The sequence below is a fragment of the Bacillus sp. 7_6_55CFAA_CT2 genome (assembly GCF_000238655.1).
In the GTDB taxonomy this organism is placed as follows: domain Bacteria; phylum Bacillota; class Bacilli; order Bacillales; family Bacillaceae_G; genus Bacillus_A; species Bacillus_A cereus.
The window spans coordinates 200,593-213,863 of the sequence record NZ_JH414710.1 but is presented as its reverse complement, the minus strand read 5'-3'; the positions used below and the strand labels follow the sequence as shown (position 1 = coordinate 213,863).

The window sequence follows — 13,271 nt, the reverse complement described above, 5'->3', positions numbered from 1 at the left end:
TATGACAATTTTTTATATTAATTGTATTACTCACTGATTTAAAGTGCAAATTTATTACAAATATAAAAAACTATCCGTATAAAACGAATAGTTTTTTTCAAATTACTTTACAATCGATTCTTTTGATAATTTCTCAATAGTCGGGATATCCGCAGGTGCCCACTCTAAAGCTGCTAGTTCATTCGGATATAACCATTTAATTGCTACGTGCTCAGTTAGAACCGGACTTCCTTCAACAAGTTTACAATAGAAAGTTTTCAAATGAACAATACCAAAATCATACTCATAGGCTGTATAATCAATTTGCTCACCAATCTGCACGCTACAATGCATTTCTTCATCAATTTCACGCTTTAACGCCTCTTGAGGTGTTTCTCCCTCTTCTATTTTCCCACCTGGAAATTCCCACATAAGAGGTAGCGATTTAGATGGTCCTCTTTGTGCACATAAAATTTTCTCATCTTGAACAATTACTGCTCCAACAACATAAATATTTTTCTTCATTATGTCCTCCTTAAATCTCACAGAAACTCTATACTTTATGTTTCCACACTTTATAGACTGAAAAATGCCTTTTATATCTTTTAACGACTAATATATTTTTAATCAGTAAGGTAGATTTTATCTATCCCTATCTAGCCATTTTAATACAATTAGCCTAACACTCTCATCTCTTTTATATTATATAGAAGTAACTACAAAAATAAAGCCTGATTGAATACTTCCCTCTTAAGCCTCTTTTTTCACCATTTCCTCATACCTAAAATGACACTCCTCCAAAAACCCCCTACTCTCCCCACTATCCTTATAAAAACTCTCCCACCCCCGCTCCCTCAAAATCCCCTTCCAACTATCACTCTCAACCATCCTCTTAATCACACTATCCCAATAAGCAACCTCTTCCTCCGTCATATCTTTTGGGCCCATAATTCCTTTCCAGTGCTGGAAGATGACGTTGATTCCTTGTTCTTTCCATGTTGGGATTTCTGGTAGGCGGTCTAGCCGTTTTGGTGCGGATACGGCTAGTATTTTTATTTTGCCGGCTTTGTATTGTTTTTCGGCTTCGGATAGGGTCATGGTTGCGGCGCCTATTTGTTTGTTCGTTAGAGCATTTATGATTTTTCCTTTGTTTTCGTAGACGAAGAATTGTAGTTCGGCAGGGTTTATGCCGAAGGCTTTGCTTACTTGTACGAAGGATAGGTGATCGTCGTTTCCTAGGCCGGGGGCAACGCCGATTTTGAAGTTTTTCTTGTTTTGTTTTAGTTGTTTCATTAGTTCGTTTGCGTTTTCTATGTTTGAGTCTTTTGATACGACAACAACTTCCCAGTCCGATGCTAATGTTGCGAGTGGCGTGAAGTCTTTATATGTTAGTTTACTGTGGCCTAGTAGGTTGTTCGTTATGAGTAAGCTTGAGTTAATCGCCAGTACGTGACCGCCTTTTTGTTTCGTATATTTCCATCCGACATCACCACTGCCACCTACTTTGTTTGTAACTGTGATTGGTTTTGTGAAGATTTTTTCTTCTGTGAGCGTTTTTTGCATCGCCCGCGCTGTTAAGTCCCATCCTGCTCCTTGAACGTTTGGTGCAACGATTTCTACTTTGTCGATGTTCACTGTATTCGTATGGGATTTTTCCGAGGAACAACCAGCTATTACTACTGTCATGATCCATATAAATAGTAATAATCGTTTTTTCATAGCCCTCGTCCTATTCGGTACTTTCGTTCTGGTCGTCCGATAATGCCGTATGTGTATTCTACTGTGCATTCGTTTGTCGCTACTAAGTATTCTAAATATCTTCTTGCGGTTGTTCTGGAGGCCCCCATTTGTTCTCCCATTTCTTCTATTGTAATGCCCTCTTCGAATCCTTTTATAATCCCTTTCACTTTTTGCAGTGTTAACGGATCTACACCTGTCGGTAAATTTTTTATGTCTTGTGTTTGCGAAATGCCGAAGAAGTTATCGATGAGTGCTTGATTCACTTCATTGTTACTATGTAATAGTTGCTTCTTTCTTTTATAATCTTCAATTGTACGAACAAATTTTTCTAACGTGACCGGTTTTATAAGGTAGTTGCTTACGCCGTTTCGAATTGCTTTTTCTAACATGTGGTTTTCATTCGCCGCCGTTACCATAATGACGTCAACGCTTGGAAAGTCGGCATGAATTTTTGGTAATAAGTCTGTCCCAATTCCGTCTGGTAAATAATTATCTAATAGAAGTAAATCGATTTCTTCCTTTTGTAGTAGTTCTATCGTTTCTTTTGCATTTAATGCTTTTCCGATTACTTTTACATCCTTTATTTTTAATAAAAACTCCTCTTGAATTTGCGCGACGCGGAAATCATCTTCTGCAATTGCAACCTTCAACATATGTCCATCCCCCTGTTTGTTATGTACTTTCTTTCAATGTTTTCGGAAGGTAAATTGTAAAAATAGCTCCCCCATTTTTCTCGTTTTGAATTTCAATTGTTCCCCCTAGTAGATCTACCATTTCTTTCACGTTTGCTAGTCCGTAACCACGATCATTTCCTTTCGTTGAAAATCCTTTTTGAAAAATAGTCGTGATTTTTTCTGCCGGTATCCCTATCCCACTATCTATCACTTCAAACACAATATCGTGCCCAATATCCGTAACAAAGAAGGAAACACTCTTTTCCTCTCGTTCATTCACCGCATCAAATGCATTGTCGATTATGTTTCCAAGAATCGTAATAAGATGCGAAACCTTTATATGGTCTGGTAACGGATGAAGCGTGCTATCTCCTTCAATATGAAAATCGATTTTCTTTTCAGACGCTGTTGCGAGTTTTCCTAATAAAATAGCTTGTACTTTCGCATCGTGAATTTGATGGAATAAAATATGATTTTGGCTTTGATGAATATTAGATTCTTGCTGGATAAATTCAATCGCTTCTTTGTAATGCCCTAGCTGAAGTAACCCTGATAAGACGAACAGCTTATTTGTAAATTCATGTGTTTGAGCGCGTAAGTCCTCCGAATACTTTCTTACCTCAGATATTGTATTCACTAAATTTTGCAATTCTGTTTTATCTCTAAAACTACATACAACGCCTACCGTATTATTATTTTCGAGTATTGGTGTCCTATTTAAAATAAACACTTTATCTTGAAACGCGATTTCTTGATCGTTTTCTAGCACTCTTTCCATATTAAATTCCGGTAAAACTTTTGAAATGTGCTGCTGCATATAATCATCATTTACATGTAGCATCTCTTCTGCCGAGGTGTTCATCATCGTAATAAAACCATTTTGATCAATGGCGATAATCCCTTCTTTTATAGATAGTAGTATTGCGCTTCGTTCCCGGTATAGCGCTGCGATTTCATTCGGTTCCAAACCGAGTGTATCTTTCCGAATGCTACGCGCTAAAAGAATGCCTCCAACAATTCCAGCTAGTAATACAGCTAAGGAAAAGAGTACAATTTCTTTCGTTCTGCTCAGTATGTTAGATTCAATCCCTTTTATTAAAAACTCTACTGTCACAACACCTACGACTTGATCGTAGTCTCCGTTATGAACAATAATGGGTGCCTTTGCCATCAAAGCCGGACCACTTTCCCCATTTCCTTCGAGCGTATAGTATCCTCCAAAAGTAAGTGCTTCATAGTTATATGGATTGTTACTCTTTGTACCAATTAACTCCGAATTAGAATGGGAATACATCACCCCAAAGCGATCTTCTATAATGACATAATCTGCGCCAGCTTGCTCACGAACTTGTTCCGCAATAGATTGAATCGTACTTTTATGCTCGTTATTCTGAAAAGCATCTTTTATAGCTGGCATAAAAGAAAGCGACTTCGCTGTTTGCAGTGCTAACTGTTCCACTTGGCGCTTCGTATCAACGGACTGAATGTAAACAAATATTCCCGCTAATAGGAGAACGACAAATAAAATTAACGCGATAATTAAGCTTACTATTTTCGTTTGTAATGACACTTTGCGTGATTTTTTCATACCCCATACCCTTTGATAAAATATTCAAAACTATCAATCTCCTTTTTCTATTATTATGACAAAACGAATAATGAAGCAACTATTAAAACTCTCCATGTACATAAAGTACAAAAAGAATAAAATTGTCATAATATTGAGATTTCATTCTACAGACAGTACAATTCAACTATAATGAACACGCTTTCATAATTTTCATTTTATTTATAAGCACGAGGAGGAATTAGTATGGCTCAAGTAAAATCAAACCGAGTCCCCGGCAATATTTTCAAAGGTTCCGTCGGTAATTTAATTGAATGGTACGACTGGTACGTTTACTCTGCTTTCGCTGTTTACTTCTCAGCAGAGTTCTTTCCTAAAGGAGATCCAACGAGTCAGTTACTCAACACAGCAGCTATTTTCGCAGTTGGATTTTTAATGCGCCCTATCGGAAGTTTATTAATGGGACGCTATGCAGATCGGCACGGACGCCGGGCAGCATTAACGCTTTCGATTACGGTTATGGCCGGTGGTTCTTTCATTATCGCCTGTACCCCTAGTTACGAAAGTATCGGTATTATGGCACCAATTATTTTAGTTCTTGCCCGTTTACTACAAGGATTATCACTTGGCGGAGAGTACGGAACTTCTGCCACATATTTATCTGAAATGGCTAGTAGTGGTCGCCGCGGCTTTTATTCAAGTTTCCAATATGTAACGCTCGTTGCTGGGCAAATGGTTGCGTTAGGCGTTCAAATTGTTCTTCAGCAATTACTAAGCGAACCAGATATGAAAGCTTGGGGATGGCGCATTCCGTTCATTATTGGAGCGATGGGTGCAGTAGCTGTATTATGGCTTCGCCGCACGATGGATGAGTCGGAGCAGTTCGCAAACATAAAATCACAAAAACGCGAAAGCGCAGGAACCGTTCGCGCTCTTATGAAACACCCGAAAGCAGTATTAACAGTAGTCGGCCTAACATTAGGAGGCACTGTCGCATTCTATACGTACACAACATATTTACAAAAGTTCATGGTAAACACAGTCGGTCTTCCGAAAGAAGTTGTAAGCTGGATTAACTTTGTCGCACTACTTATTTTCGTCGTACTTCAACCAATTGCAGGACTACTATCCGATAAAATTGGAAGACGCCCACTATTAATGGCATTCGGTATTCTCGGAACATTACTAACAGCACCAATCTTCTTCTTTATGGAAAAAACGACAGAACCAATCGTAGCATTCTTACTCATGATGGTCGGTCTCATCATCGTTACTGGTTACACTTCTATTAACGCAATTGTAAAAGCAGAACTCTTCCCGACCGAAATTCGCGCACTAGGCGTAGGTTTACCATATGCACTAACCGTTGCGATATTCGGCGGAACAGCTGAGTTCATCGCATTATGGCTAAAGAGTATCGGAATGGAATCACTATTCTACTTCTACGTAGCCGGATGTATCGCGATAAGCTTTATTACGTATTGGCGTATGGCTGAGTCATCGAAGACTTCGCAGATTGAGGTGGAGCTTGGTGGTGGAGATAGTTTAGTTAATAATAAATCTAGTTAAAATTACGTATTCTATGTTCTTCGTTTACCTGAACTCGATGAATCTCTTTCTTGGCAGAGTAAAGATGTTGTTGGTGCTTTAGAGGTAAGATTAGGATTTACCATTGATGTAAAAGTAACTGTGAATGGAGCGCCACAATACAAAGTACATAACAGCAAGGGTAAAAGATACTATGTATCTATCAGCAATTGAAGCCTATTTGTATGTAAAGTAAGAGGTACAAAAGGGCATCCACTTAAATGATACTTTTTAATTTAAATCAACAAAAGAGACTGCAAATGTTAGGTCTCTTTTGTTAATCATTCTCCATATGTAACTTTCTCTTCACTTACTCCAAGCTAGATAACATGGTTCATTGAAATATTCAATCTTAAAGAAGGCTTGTTCTTCAAAAAATTCATTTCTTGCCCTCAGAATCTAGCAAAGTAGCTATTCAATAAATTTTTTCTCTGAATCCAAAAATTTATAAAACCTATTTAATAAATCTTCTTTCGTAGTTGGGGTATCTTGGGGCATATAAGTAATAAAACTTGTCATATCTTCAGGATAATCATGTCTATCATAAAACTCTGCAATTCTATTTAATAGTTCATCCTCATCAGTAATCTTTTCTTTTAACTTAGATAAGTAAACGAATCCGAGTTTACTTATCTCATTCTGTAATTCTTCACTATTTTCTTCTAGATTAGGAAAGTGGAAATCTTTAATTTCAAACAAAATTTTATCTAAATCACTAGAATCTATTCCCCAAACCAGTTCATTAACAAAAGCTTCATCATCACCGGCTTCCATTAGTTCCACCGCATAATCAGAAATGACATTCGGTTCGAAATATTTTTTATTTACACCGGTGTAAATAGTTTTCCAATCATACTTAAGACCTTTGTTCTTAAAATCTATTAAATCCATATAATTCTCCTTTTACTTTTTGGGAACTTGATTTGGTTTCCCTGTAACAGTACCATTTTCAATAAATCTTCTATGACTTACATTTCCATTTGGTTCAACAATCCACTCAAAGACACCTTTTTTACCACCGTTGCTTCCTTCTGTTTGGAAGAATATTCTACTAATACGATCTCCTCCTACTAATGGAAATTCATCAGCAAATCTTGAGTAATTATCAACAATCTCAGAAAAGCCATGTTCCTTAGGGACATGAGGAAACTCTTTTACTATGATAGGCTTTCCTTTTTCATCTCTTCCCCAAATAAGTTTTACTTCATCAATCTTTTCTCCACTTCCAACTCGCTTTCCATCAATAACAGGTTCCTCTAATTCCTCAATTACTTTTGGATTATCTCCGCTGGTTTTATTGCTGGTATTATCCATCCCTTTAGTAGCATTTTCCTCTTTATTAAGTTTACCATTCTCTTTAACTTTATTAATACGCTCACCAGAAGATGGAGAAGACTCGAATTTTTGAAGAGTATCCTTAGCATTTCGAATCGATTTATCCCAAACCAATCCACCATGTACAACAACACCAACACCAGCCGCTGTAGCAACTGCATCTAATGGAAGAACAATTGGTGATGCTAACCCACCACTTCCTACTTCTGCGACAAGTGTTAAGAAATTAGCCCCACCTACTAAAGATGTAGCCATGTTGCAAGAAATTTCAAATCACAGCACAACACAAATCACACTAAAATACATTGGTATCAACAAAGAAAAAAAGATAATATTCTTGATACATTTCAAATTTAATTTATTTAGAATTACTATTTTTTAATTATATTTTCGAAAAAACGTTAGATTATACATTTTTTCTTTGTTATATTTAAAGAATAATTGGAGTATTAAAATCAACTGATAGAGGTGTTTGCGTGGAATTATTTGAGTATTATAAAAAAAAGGGGAAGTTTAAGTGTTTAATTGGAACTGGGCTTTTTCTTTATGGATTAATTGGTATGTATAATACTTGGGGTAACATTAATTGGGGACCAGTAATCTTAATTATTATAGCTTCTCTTGTATTTTTTAGTATTGGATTTTGGCAATTAAGCAAAGGAAATTTACTAGAAAAAAATATAGTTAAAAATGATTTAACATTTTGGGATATTGATACTTATGTTTTGTTAGAATTACCCAGCAATAATAAACATTTAGGTTTATATACTCCTGATGGAAGATATGTAGCAGGAACAAAGATGATTTCTTCAACATTACCTATTTTAAAAAATAAAGAAGTTTTTGGATTAGAAGCAAGTGATGGAGAAATTCTTGCATACTTTCATAGTGAAATTGAAAATTATGATTGGGCTATTTATGATTCAAATTATAATTGTGTAGGTATGTTTAAAGAAAATATGATACAAGGATTTGGAATGGTACGTGGTTCTTTAATAAATGAAAAAGACATAAAACTTTCTGAGATAGAAGTTGAATTTGATTTTTTTGAAACATCTTTTCGTACAATAGATGATCGTATATTAATAAACTGTAAAAAAGGATATATGCCTTTAGAATGGAGTGAAAAATTCGGATTAAATGTACCTATTATTAAATTAGGTAATAATATTTCTAATGCTGAAAAGATATTTGGTTTAGGTATTCTTATTTATATTTTAGAAACTATTAAAGTAAGAAAAAGTAGGATTTTTAATGATTAGAATTAAATTATTATAAAATTTATTAAATGTTTTATTAAGAATCACCAAAAGTGAAAGTAGCTCTAAAATCAATTTTTATTGTATATTTTGGAGCTACTTTACGTTTACTTCTTAAAATTAATAAGCATGTATCACCAAAACCAACTAGAAATAGAATTGGCAAACAGGTAAAAATCAATTGCCATTTTTTATAGCTTTGTATGTATTTGAATTCCTTTTGCTTTCTCTTCTTTACCCTTCACACGTACAATTAAATCATATGATCCGGGTTTTGGCGCTTCAAAAGAAAGCAAACCTTCTTTTTGAGAAGTGACTTCTTCTTCATAAATGACCTTATCATCTTTTGTGACTTGCAATAAAATCGTACCTTCTTCAACTGCTGCCTCATAAGGAATTTCCACATTTCCTTTTTCAGCTTTAAGCGTTTGTAAATCGTAATACCCCTGCAAAGAACCAATTGTTAAAGTCGTTTCGCCATTTTTTTGAACCTTTGTGACTTTTGTTGCTGTATTACATGCGCTTAACAATACAACAAGAGTCAAAATGAGAAATGAACGAAGTAATTTCATAGAGAGTCCCCTTCCTTTAAATATATATGTCTTAACATTCATTCATTAACTATTTCAAAAACACTAACAGCTTAAAAAAATCACCGTGTTTCTTCAACTTCTTTTTTAAATAATTTTTGAAACTCTAATTCTGTTTCATTAATAAAACCAAGATGTAAAACACTAGAAATATCTTCATGATTCAAAAAGAAATTATACTCCGAAGAAATATTACCATGAGGAAAATAACAACATACATAATCCCATGTTCTTTTTGTTTCAGAATCCATCTGTTTTCTTCCATAAACCATTAATGGATGTTCCCAATCTTTAAACATTACAACAGAACCTATTGGAAGTAATTCTAACTCTAAATTTTGTACCATCTTAGTTTCCCCTTCTTAAAATAGCCTTTTTTATAATGAAATAAGTAATAGAAAACAACAAACAAGTACCAATTGTACCAAAAACTGCAACCGAAATGTTACCTGCTAATGTTTCATTTGGATCCAATGCATTAGGTAAAATTGTACCAAAAATTGCAATACAAGCTAATATAATCATAAGATATTTAAAATTTTTCACTTTTTTATTCATACTAATTATCTCCTTTATTCCTTAACACTAACTTCTAAACCAAATCCCCATAAACCTACACCAGGACCAAATGGTGCATGGAATTTGAATCCGCTTTTTCCAGCTTCAAAAGATCCCCCGAGTGTTCCAAGCGATGCTGATCCCCCAATTTGTAACTTTTTATCCATAAATGGAATAGGAATTTTTATAGCACTCTCATATTTTACTAGAGTAGCTTCAGCTCCTATATGTAAGTTTCCATTTTCCACATGAGCACCTAACTCTGCAGTAGCAAGCGCTACTTTAGCTTCAGCTCCTATTCCAAATCCTTTAATATTCTCTTGTTCTATTCCAGCTTGGGCTACTGTAAAACCAACCATAGGTCCATAGGTTTGTTCTCTCTTTTCTTTATCTTTTACATCAAATCTATCATAAGTACGAGAACTTACAAATGGCTCTGCTTCAAGTGTAAGACCTTTAATAAATATACCACCATATCCCTTTTCCTCAGTAAATGATTTTTCATACTTTTTACCATTTATTATACTACCAATTCCTTTTACAACTACTCCAGTAACTGTTGCTACTCCATTAGCTGTTTCCTCAGCTTTTTCCTTTACCTCTTTTGAATCCATCAAAAACCAATCATTTTTAACAGCTTCTTTTTCAATTTGAACAGCATGAACTTTATCTTCTGATTTTTTTTGAATAGCCACCGTCCATTCCATATTTAATTCTTTCACACTAAATATCCCTGTTAAAGCATTAAAACCTTTTCCACTTTGGACTTCCGCAAGACCTGCAGCAATACTCGCTGCTAATTGAATTGCTGTACTATAATTATTACTAGAGGTCTGATTGAATTGATACAAATGATCCAGCTTTTCTTGCAGTTTTTTCCTCATAACAATAAAAAGATTTACCATAGCATCCATACCCGGAATTGGCATAGCTTGATTGACAGCTTCCATACTTGTTTTCATTCGGTCAATTTCTCGAATTTGTTCTAACACTTCTTGTTCAATAACATCAGTTGAAGCTACCTGTGATTGAAATTGACTTGGAAAGGCATTATTCTGACGGATTAGTTCTTCACATAAGTAAATAATTCCTTGTGCTAGAGGACGAAAAGTTTGTACAAAAAATGATTTTGCACTGCTATACGTTTGCCCTTGTAACACAGTATCAATTGCAAAAGCATCAATCGACTGAATCGCTTGTTCCATACCTTGAATGGTGGCCGTACATACAGCATTCATACTTTGAGTTTGGTTCTGTACTTCTCCCAAATACATATTTAAACTCATGAATTAGCCTCCTTTACTAATTGTTGTTGCTGATATGAAAGGGCGTTTTCTAAATTACTAAGATCTCGTTTCTCTTTAAACAATGTTTCTTTTTTGTTTTCCAATTCAAATGTTACTTTTCGTTCAATATGTTGTGCATCTTGATACGTATTCATAAAAAACTGGGACATTTCTCTATCACCATGCCAAGTTCCTAAAATTCGTTCAAACAAACGACGATTTCGACTCCTACATTCATAAAAATCTGCTTCCGCTTGTTCCTGAGCTTGAATCGCGAATTGATTTCGGTCCTGTTCTTCAAATACATTTCGTAACTTTAGATTTAACTCTTTAATTTTATTTTCAATATCTCGACCCATCTTTTTCCTCCTACTATTTTACTTTACGTAGGTTGTCACATCAGCGAAAAGTATTGTGAAGTTCGTTATCCATTCTCTCAAATTCTTTAGCTACCGAATGAATATTATCAACCGCTTGCTGGAAGGCAGCGGAAAATTGTTTCGTCAAGTCTAAAACTTGCTGATTCGCTTCTTGTGATTTGAAATTAACAGACAACGTTGTACGCGCCGCCTTTGTTATAGAACGACTGGTTGCACTTTGAATCCTATCAGAGGCTGATCCCATTTTCGTAGCAATTTGCGTTGCTGTTTGTAAATTACTTTGAAATTGTCCCATTCTTTCAAACCCTTTCTATAAGTTTTCCAGACGCACCAAAGAAATCTCATTAAATATATATCCCTATCAATATCACTCGCTAGGCATGCAATCAAATGAGCCATACAATATAAGCTGTATGGCTCATTTGAAATACTTGTTATATAGAGTAAAACAATTTTTATTTCAAACCGAAATTACGTGATAATTCTTCATCATGAGAAGCAACAGCCTCTGCAGTTTTATTAAGCTGCATATTAATTTCTTGTAATAGCTGTGCAAAGTTTTGTACCTTTGGCTTTAATTGATTGAACTGTTGGTCAAAACCTTCAAAAGCACGTCCTTCCCATTCTCCTCTTAATTCATTTTGCAAGTTTTGTAGTTGACTTAAAATGTCCTCAATTTGATTTGCACCTTGTCCATATCGAGCCGCTTTCGATTTAAGCTCCTCTGGTGACATACGAATTTGTCCAGCCATTTTCATTTCCCCTTTAATACATAATGAGCAAAATATTTATTGGTTAATTTTACTAAACACATTATAATCTATTATTCTGAACTTTTAAACGTTTTATCTTTCTATTGAATATTAGAATATGAATATTCAATTCTAATCGTTAAATATCCTACTTTTTCTAGCTTTACAAGATTTCATGCAAAAAAGACCACCAAAAGGCAGTCCCTCAAAACTCAATCCCATCCCGCGCTCCACTACTTTCTCATACAAATAATTCGCAACGATAATATCTACTACAGCCAAACCAACTGATTTAAAAATAGTAATCTCTTCATCATTTTCGCGTCCGTTTTTCCCCCGCTTAGGATTTGTCCAAGTTCGGCGTGGAGATTGCTAGTTTTATCGAAATTTGAAAATTACCTGTTTCTAGATTCTATTCAATTAAGCAATCCTACAAATGCCTCTTCTTCCTCATCTATAAAACCTACAAATATAATTTCTTCGATATCCTCATGATTAAATACAAATGTATACTCAGGATTAATATATCCTTCTGAATAAAAACAGCCAATATAGTCATACATCACAAGTTCTTTAATCCTAAGTTTTTGTTTTCTTCCATAGTTATTTATGTGAATTCAGCTCGTTTTTTTGTTTTGGGTGAAAAAATTTTTTAACTTGATAGCAATGTGGTGCTACACCTATTAGGCAAATTCGACAAAGAAAAGATACCCAAAGGTGCCTTCCTCCCACTTGAACCATCTTAATTTTATTGTGTTGTTATTATATAAGAAAAGAAGACATCACTTAAGATGTCTTCTTTTCTTGTACACTTGGTGTTAAGAAGGTATTTATTGCTTAAAAACCATAAAAAAATATAACAATCATCGAGTAAACCTATTATAGCATCAATAAATAGAGTTTTTATATGCATTTTTACATATATATAGATTTATTTATGTTTTATCTATATAGTTAAATTGTCTGTTTCTTGTTTTAATTCGTTTGTTTATTTTGAGTGCTCCAGCAATGGAGCCTTTTTTATGCAATAAAACATTTTCTTAGCATTACTTAGTTGATCTATATTAACTTTATCCTCTTAAATTATATCTATATTTTACCAAACAATTATGTAGATAACCAGTTTTTTCTAATAATATAGTGAATTGATAATTTTAATGGTAGTTATTAATACTTACAGGAAAATTCAGTATGCAATGGAAACTGAGAAATCAAGAATTATAAAAAACTTATAGTATCTTTTGTAAAAGTATATTTATAATTTGTATATTAACATGTTATAATTTAATTTCTAAAACTACCAAAAAAGGACTGCCAGTAATGGTGGTCTTTTTTAAATTGGTAAGATTGTACTAGGTTGAGCAAAAAAATGGAACCGAAAAAGTTATTTCTAATGAGGATAGCCTTCTTATGATGAAGTTTCATTCAGTGAATCTGCAAGCAAACATAAAAGAAGGAAAAAATTACGATATTACTTTACGTGGATATAGAGTACCTATACTTTCATGGTTTCCAAATTTAGATGGTGCCGAACCACAAAATTAGCACTATTCTTTAATAAAAA

Annotated in this window: 16 protein-coding genes and 4 pseudogenes; 5 read left to right on the top strand and 15 right to left on the bottom strand. The window is 34.3% G+C overall.

All coding sequences use genetic code 11. From position 1 onward, the window contains the following. Nucleotides 1-102: 102 nt before the first annotated feature. From HMPREF1014_RS16730 to HMPREF1014_RS16715, 4 genes are all read right to left on the bottom strand, one after another. Nucleotides 103-504, bottom strand: coding sequence for a (deoxy)nucleoside triphosphate pyrophosphohydrolase (locus HMPREF1014_RS16730; RefSeq protein WP_000739608.1), 402 nt, complete (start codon nt 502-504; stop codon nt 103-105). 225 nt (nt 505-729) lie between these two features. After that, entirely contained in the window at nt 730-1,698 is a 969-nt protein-coding gene (locus HMPREF1014_RS16725; protein ID WP_000746676.1) for a tripartite tricarboxylate transporter substrate-binding protein, read from the bottom strand. Continuing rightward, on the bottom strand, nt 1,695-2,372 hold the full coding sequence (locus HMPREF1014_RS16720; protein WP_000921503.1) for a response regulator: 678 nt from the start codon (nt 2,370-2,372) through the stop codon (nt 1,695-1,697). The genes HMPREF1014_RS16725 and HMPREF1014_RS16720 overlap by 4 nt, the downstream gene beginning before the upstream one ends. Nucleotides 2,373-2,391: 19 nt before the next feature. Further along, nucleotides 2,392-3,981, bottom strand: a complete 1,590-nt coding sequence (locus tag HMPREF1014_RS16715; protein WP_000749628.1) for an ATP-binding protein — start codon at nt 3,979-3,981, stop codon at nt 2,392-2,394. Between the two features lie 225 nt (nt 3,982-4,206). Here HMPREF1014_RS16715 and HMPREF1014_RS16710 point away from each other — a divergent pair, with 225 nt between their 5' ends. Further along, a complete protein-coding gene (locus HMPREF1014_RS16710) occupies nt 4,207-5,529 on the top strand; it encodes an MFS transporter (RefSeq protein WP_000079875.1) in 1,323 nt (440 codons plus the stop codon). A gap of 39 nt (nt 5,530-5,568) precedes the next feature. Continuing rightward, nucleotides 5,569-5,743, top strand: a pseudogene (locus tag HMPREF1014_RS32605) (N-acetylmuramoyl-L-alanine amidase); the annotation flags it as partial. A 215-nt stretch (nt 5,744-5,958) separates the two neighbouring features. Here HMPREF1014_RS32605 and HMPREF1014_RS16705 read toward each other — a convergent pair. Both HMPREF1014_RS16705 and HMPREF1014_RS30290 read right to left on the bottom strand, forming a co-directional pair. Beyond that, a complete protein-coding gene (locus tag HMPREF1014_RS16705) occupies nt 5,959-6,438 on the bottom strand; it encodes a DUF2247 family protein (RefSeq protein WP_000364136.1) in 480 nt (159 codons plus the stop codon). 12 nt (nt 6,439-6,450) lie between these two features. Beyond that, nucleotides 6,451-7,128, bottom strand: a pseudogene (locus HMPREF1014_RS30290) (hypothetical protein); the annotation flags it as partial. On the opposite strand from HMPREF1014_RS30290, the pseudogene HMPREF1014_RS30285 reads away from it, so the two are divergent. Both HMPREF1014_RS30285 and HMPREF1014_RS16695 read left to right on the top strand, forming a co-directional pair. Then, nucleotides 7,121-7,239, top strand: a pseudogene (locus HMPREF1014_RS30285) (tyrosine-type recombinase/integrase); the annotation flags it as partial. The pseudogenes HMPREF1014_RS30290 and HMPREF1014_RS30285 overlap by 8 nt on opposite strands. Before the next feature lie 119 nt (nt 7,240-7,358). Continuing rightward, nucleotides 7,359-8,144 (top strand): hypothetical protein, encoded by a 786-nt coding sequence (locus HMPREF1014_RS16695; RefSeq protein WP_000418485.1) that lies wholly within the window; start codon nt 7,359-7,361, stop codon nt 8,142-8,144. 188 nt (nt 8,145-8,332) lie between these two features. Here HMPREF1014_RS16695 and HMPREF1014_RS16690 read toward each other — a convergent pair whose 3' ends face one another. The 9 genes and pseudogenes from HMPREF1014_RS16690 to HMPREF1014_RS16655 form a co-directional block, all read right to left on the bottom strand. Further along, complete coding sequence (locus HMPREF1014_RS16690; RefSeq protein WP_000771855.1) at nt 8,333-8,713, bottom strand: BA_1872 family lipoprotein; 381 nt, start codon at nt 8,711-8,713, stop codon at nt 8,333-8,335. An 80-nt stretch (nt 8,714-8,793) separates the two neighbouring features. Beyond that, a complete protein-coding gene (locus tag HMPREF1014_RS16685; RefSeq protein ID WP_000250500.1) occupies nt 8,794-9,078 on the bottom strand; it encodes a DUF4176 domain-containing protein in 285 nt (94 codons plus the stop codon). 1 nt (nt 9,079) lies between these two features. Then, nucleotides 9,080-9,289, bottom strand: a complete 210-nt coding sequence (locus tag HMPREF1014_RS16680) for a hypothetical protein (RefSeq protein WP_001036917.1) — start codon at nt 9,287-9,289, stop codon at nt 9,080-9,082. A gap of 14 nt (nt 9,290-9,303) precedes the next feature. Beyond that, a complete protein-coding gene (locus tag HMPREF1014_RS16675) occupies nt 9,304-10,575 on the bottom strand; it encodes a T7SS effector LXG polymorphic toxin (protein WP_000056069.1) in 1,272 nt (423 codons plus the stop codon). Next, the gene (locus HMPREF1014_RS16670) at nt 10,572-10,934 is read right to left on the bottom strand and encodes a DUF3958 family protein (protein ID WP_000532192.1); all 363 of its coding nucleotides are present in this window, start codon (nt 10,932-10,934) and stop codon (nt 10,572-10,574) included. The genes HMPREF1014_RS16675 and HMPREF1014_RS16670 overlap by 4 nt, the downstream gene beginning before the upstream one ends. Nucleotides 10,935-10,974: 40 nt before the next feature. Beyond that, a complete protein-coding gene (locus HMPREF1014_RS16665) occupies nt 10,975-11,250 on the bottom strand; it encodes a TIGR04197 family type VII secretion effector (protein ID WP_000529664.1) in 276 nt (91 codons plus the stop codon). Nucleotides 11,251-11,410: 160 nt separating this feature from the next. Continuing rightward, nucleotides 11,411-11,707 (bottom strand): WXG100 family type VII secretion target, encoded by a 297-nt coding sequence (locus tag HMPREF1014_RS16660; RefSeq protein ID WP_000918591.1) that lies wholly within the window; start codon nt 11,705-11,707, stop codon nt 11,411-11,413. A gap of 132 nt (nt 11,708-11,839) precedes the next feature. Further along, a complete protein-coding gene (locus HMPREF1014_RS32475; RefSeq protein WP_332309764.1) occupies nt 11,840-12,007 on the bottom strand; it encodes an ornithine cyclodeaminase in 168 nt (55 codons plus the stop codon). A gap of 116 nt (nt 12,008-12,123) precedes the next feature. Further along, a pseudogene (locus tag HMPREF1014_RS16655) lies at nt 12,124-12,309 on the bottom strand (DUF4176 domain-containing protein); the annotation flags it as partial. Nucleotides 12,310-13,120: 811 nt separating this feature from the next. On the opposite strand from HMPREF1014_RS16655, the gene HMPREF1014_RS32205 reads away from it, so the two are divergent. Beyond that, complete coding sequence (locus HMPREF1014_RS32205) at nt 13,121-13,252, top strand: hypothetical protein (protein ID WP_255344397.1); 132 nt, start codon at nt 13,121-13,123, stop codon at nt 13,250-13,252. The last annotated feature ends 19 nt before the right edge of the window (nt 13,253-13,271 follow it).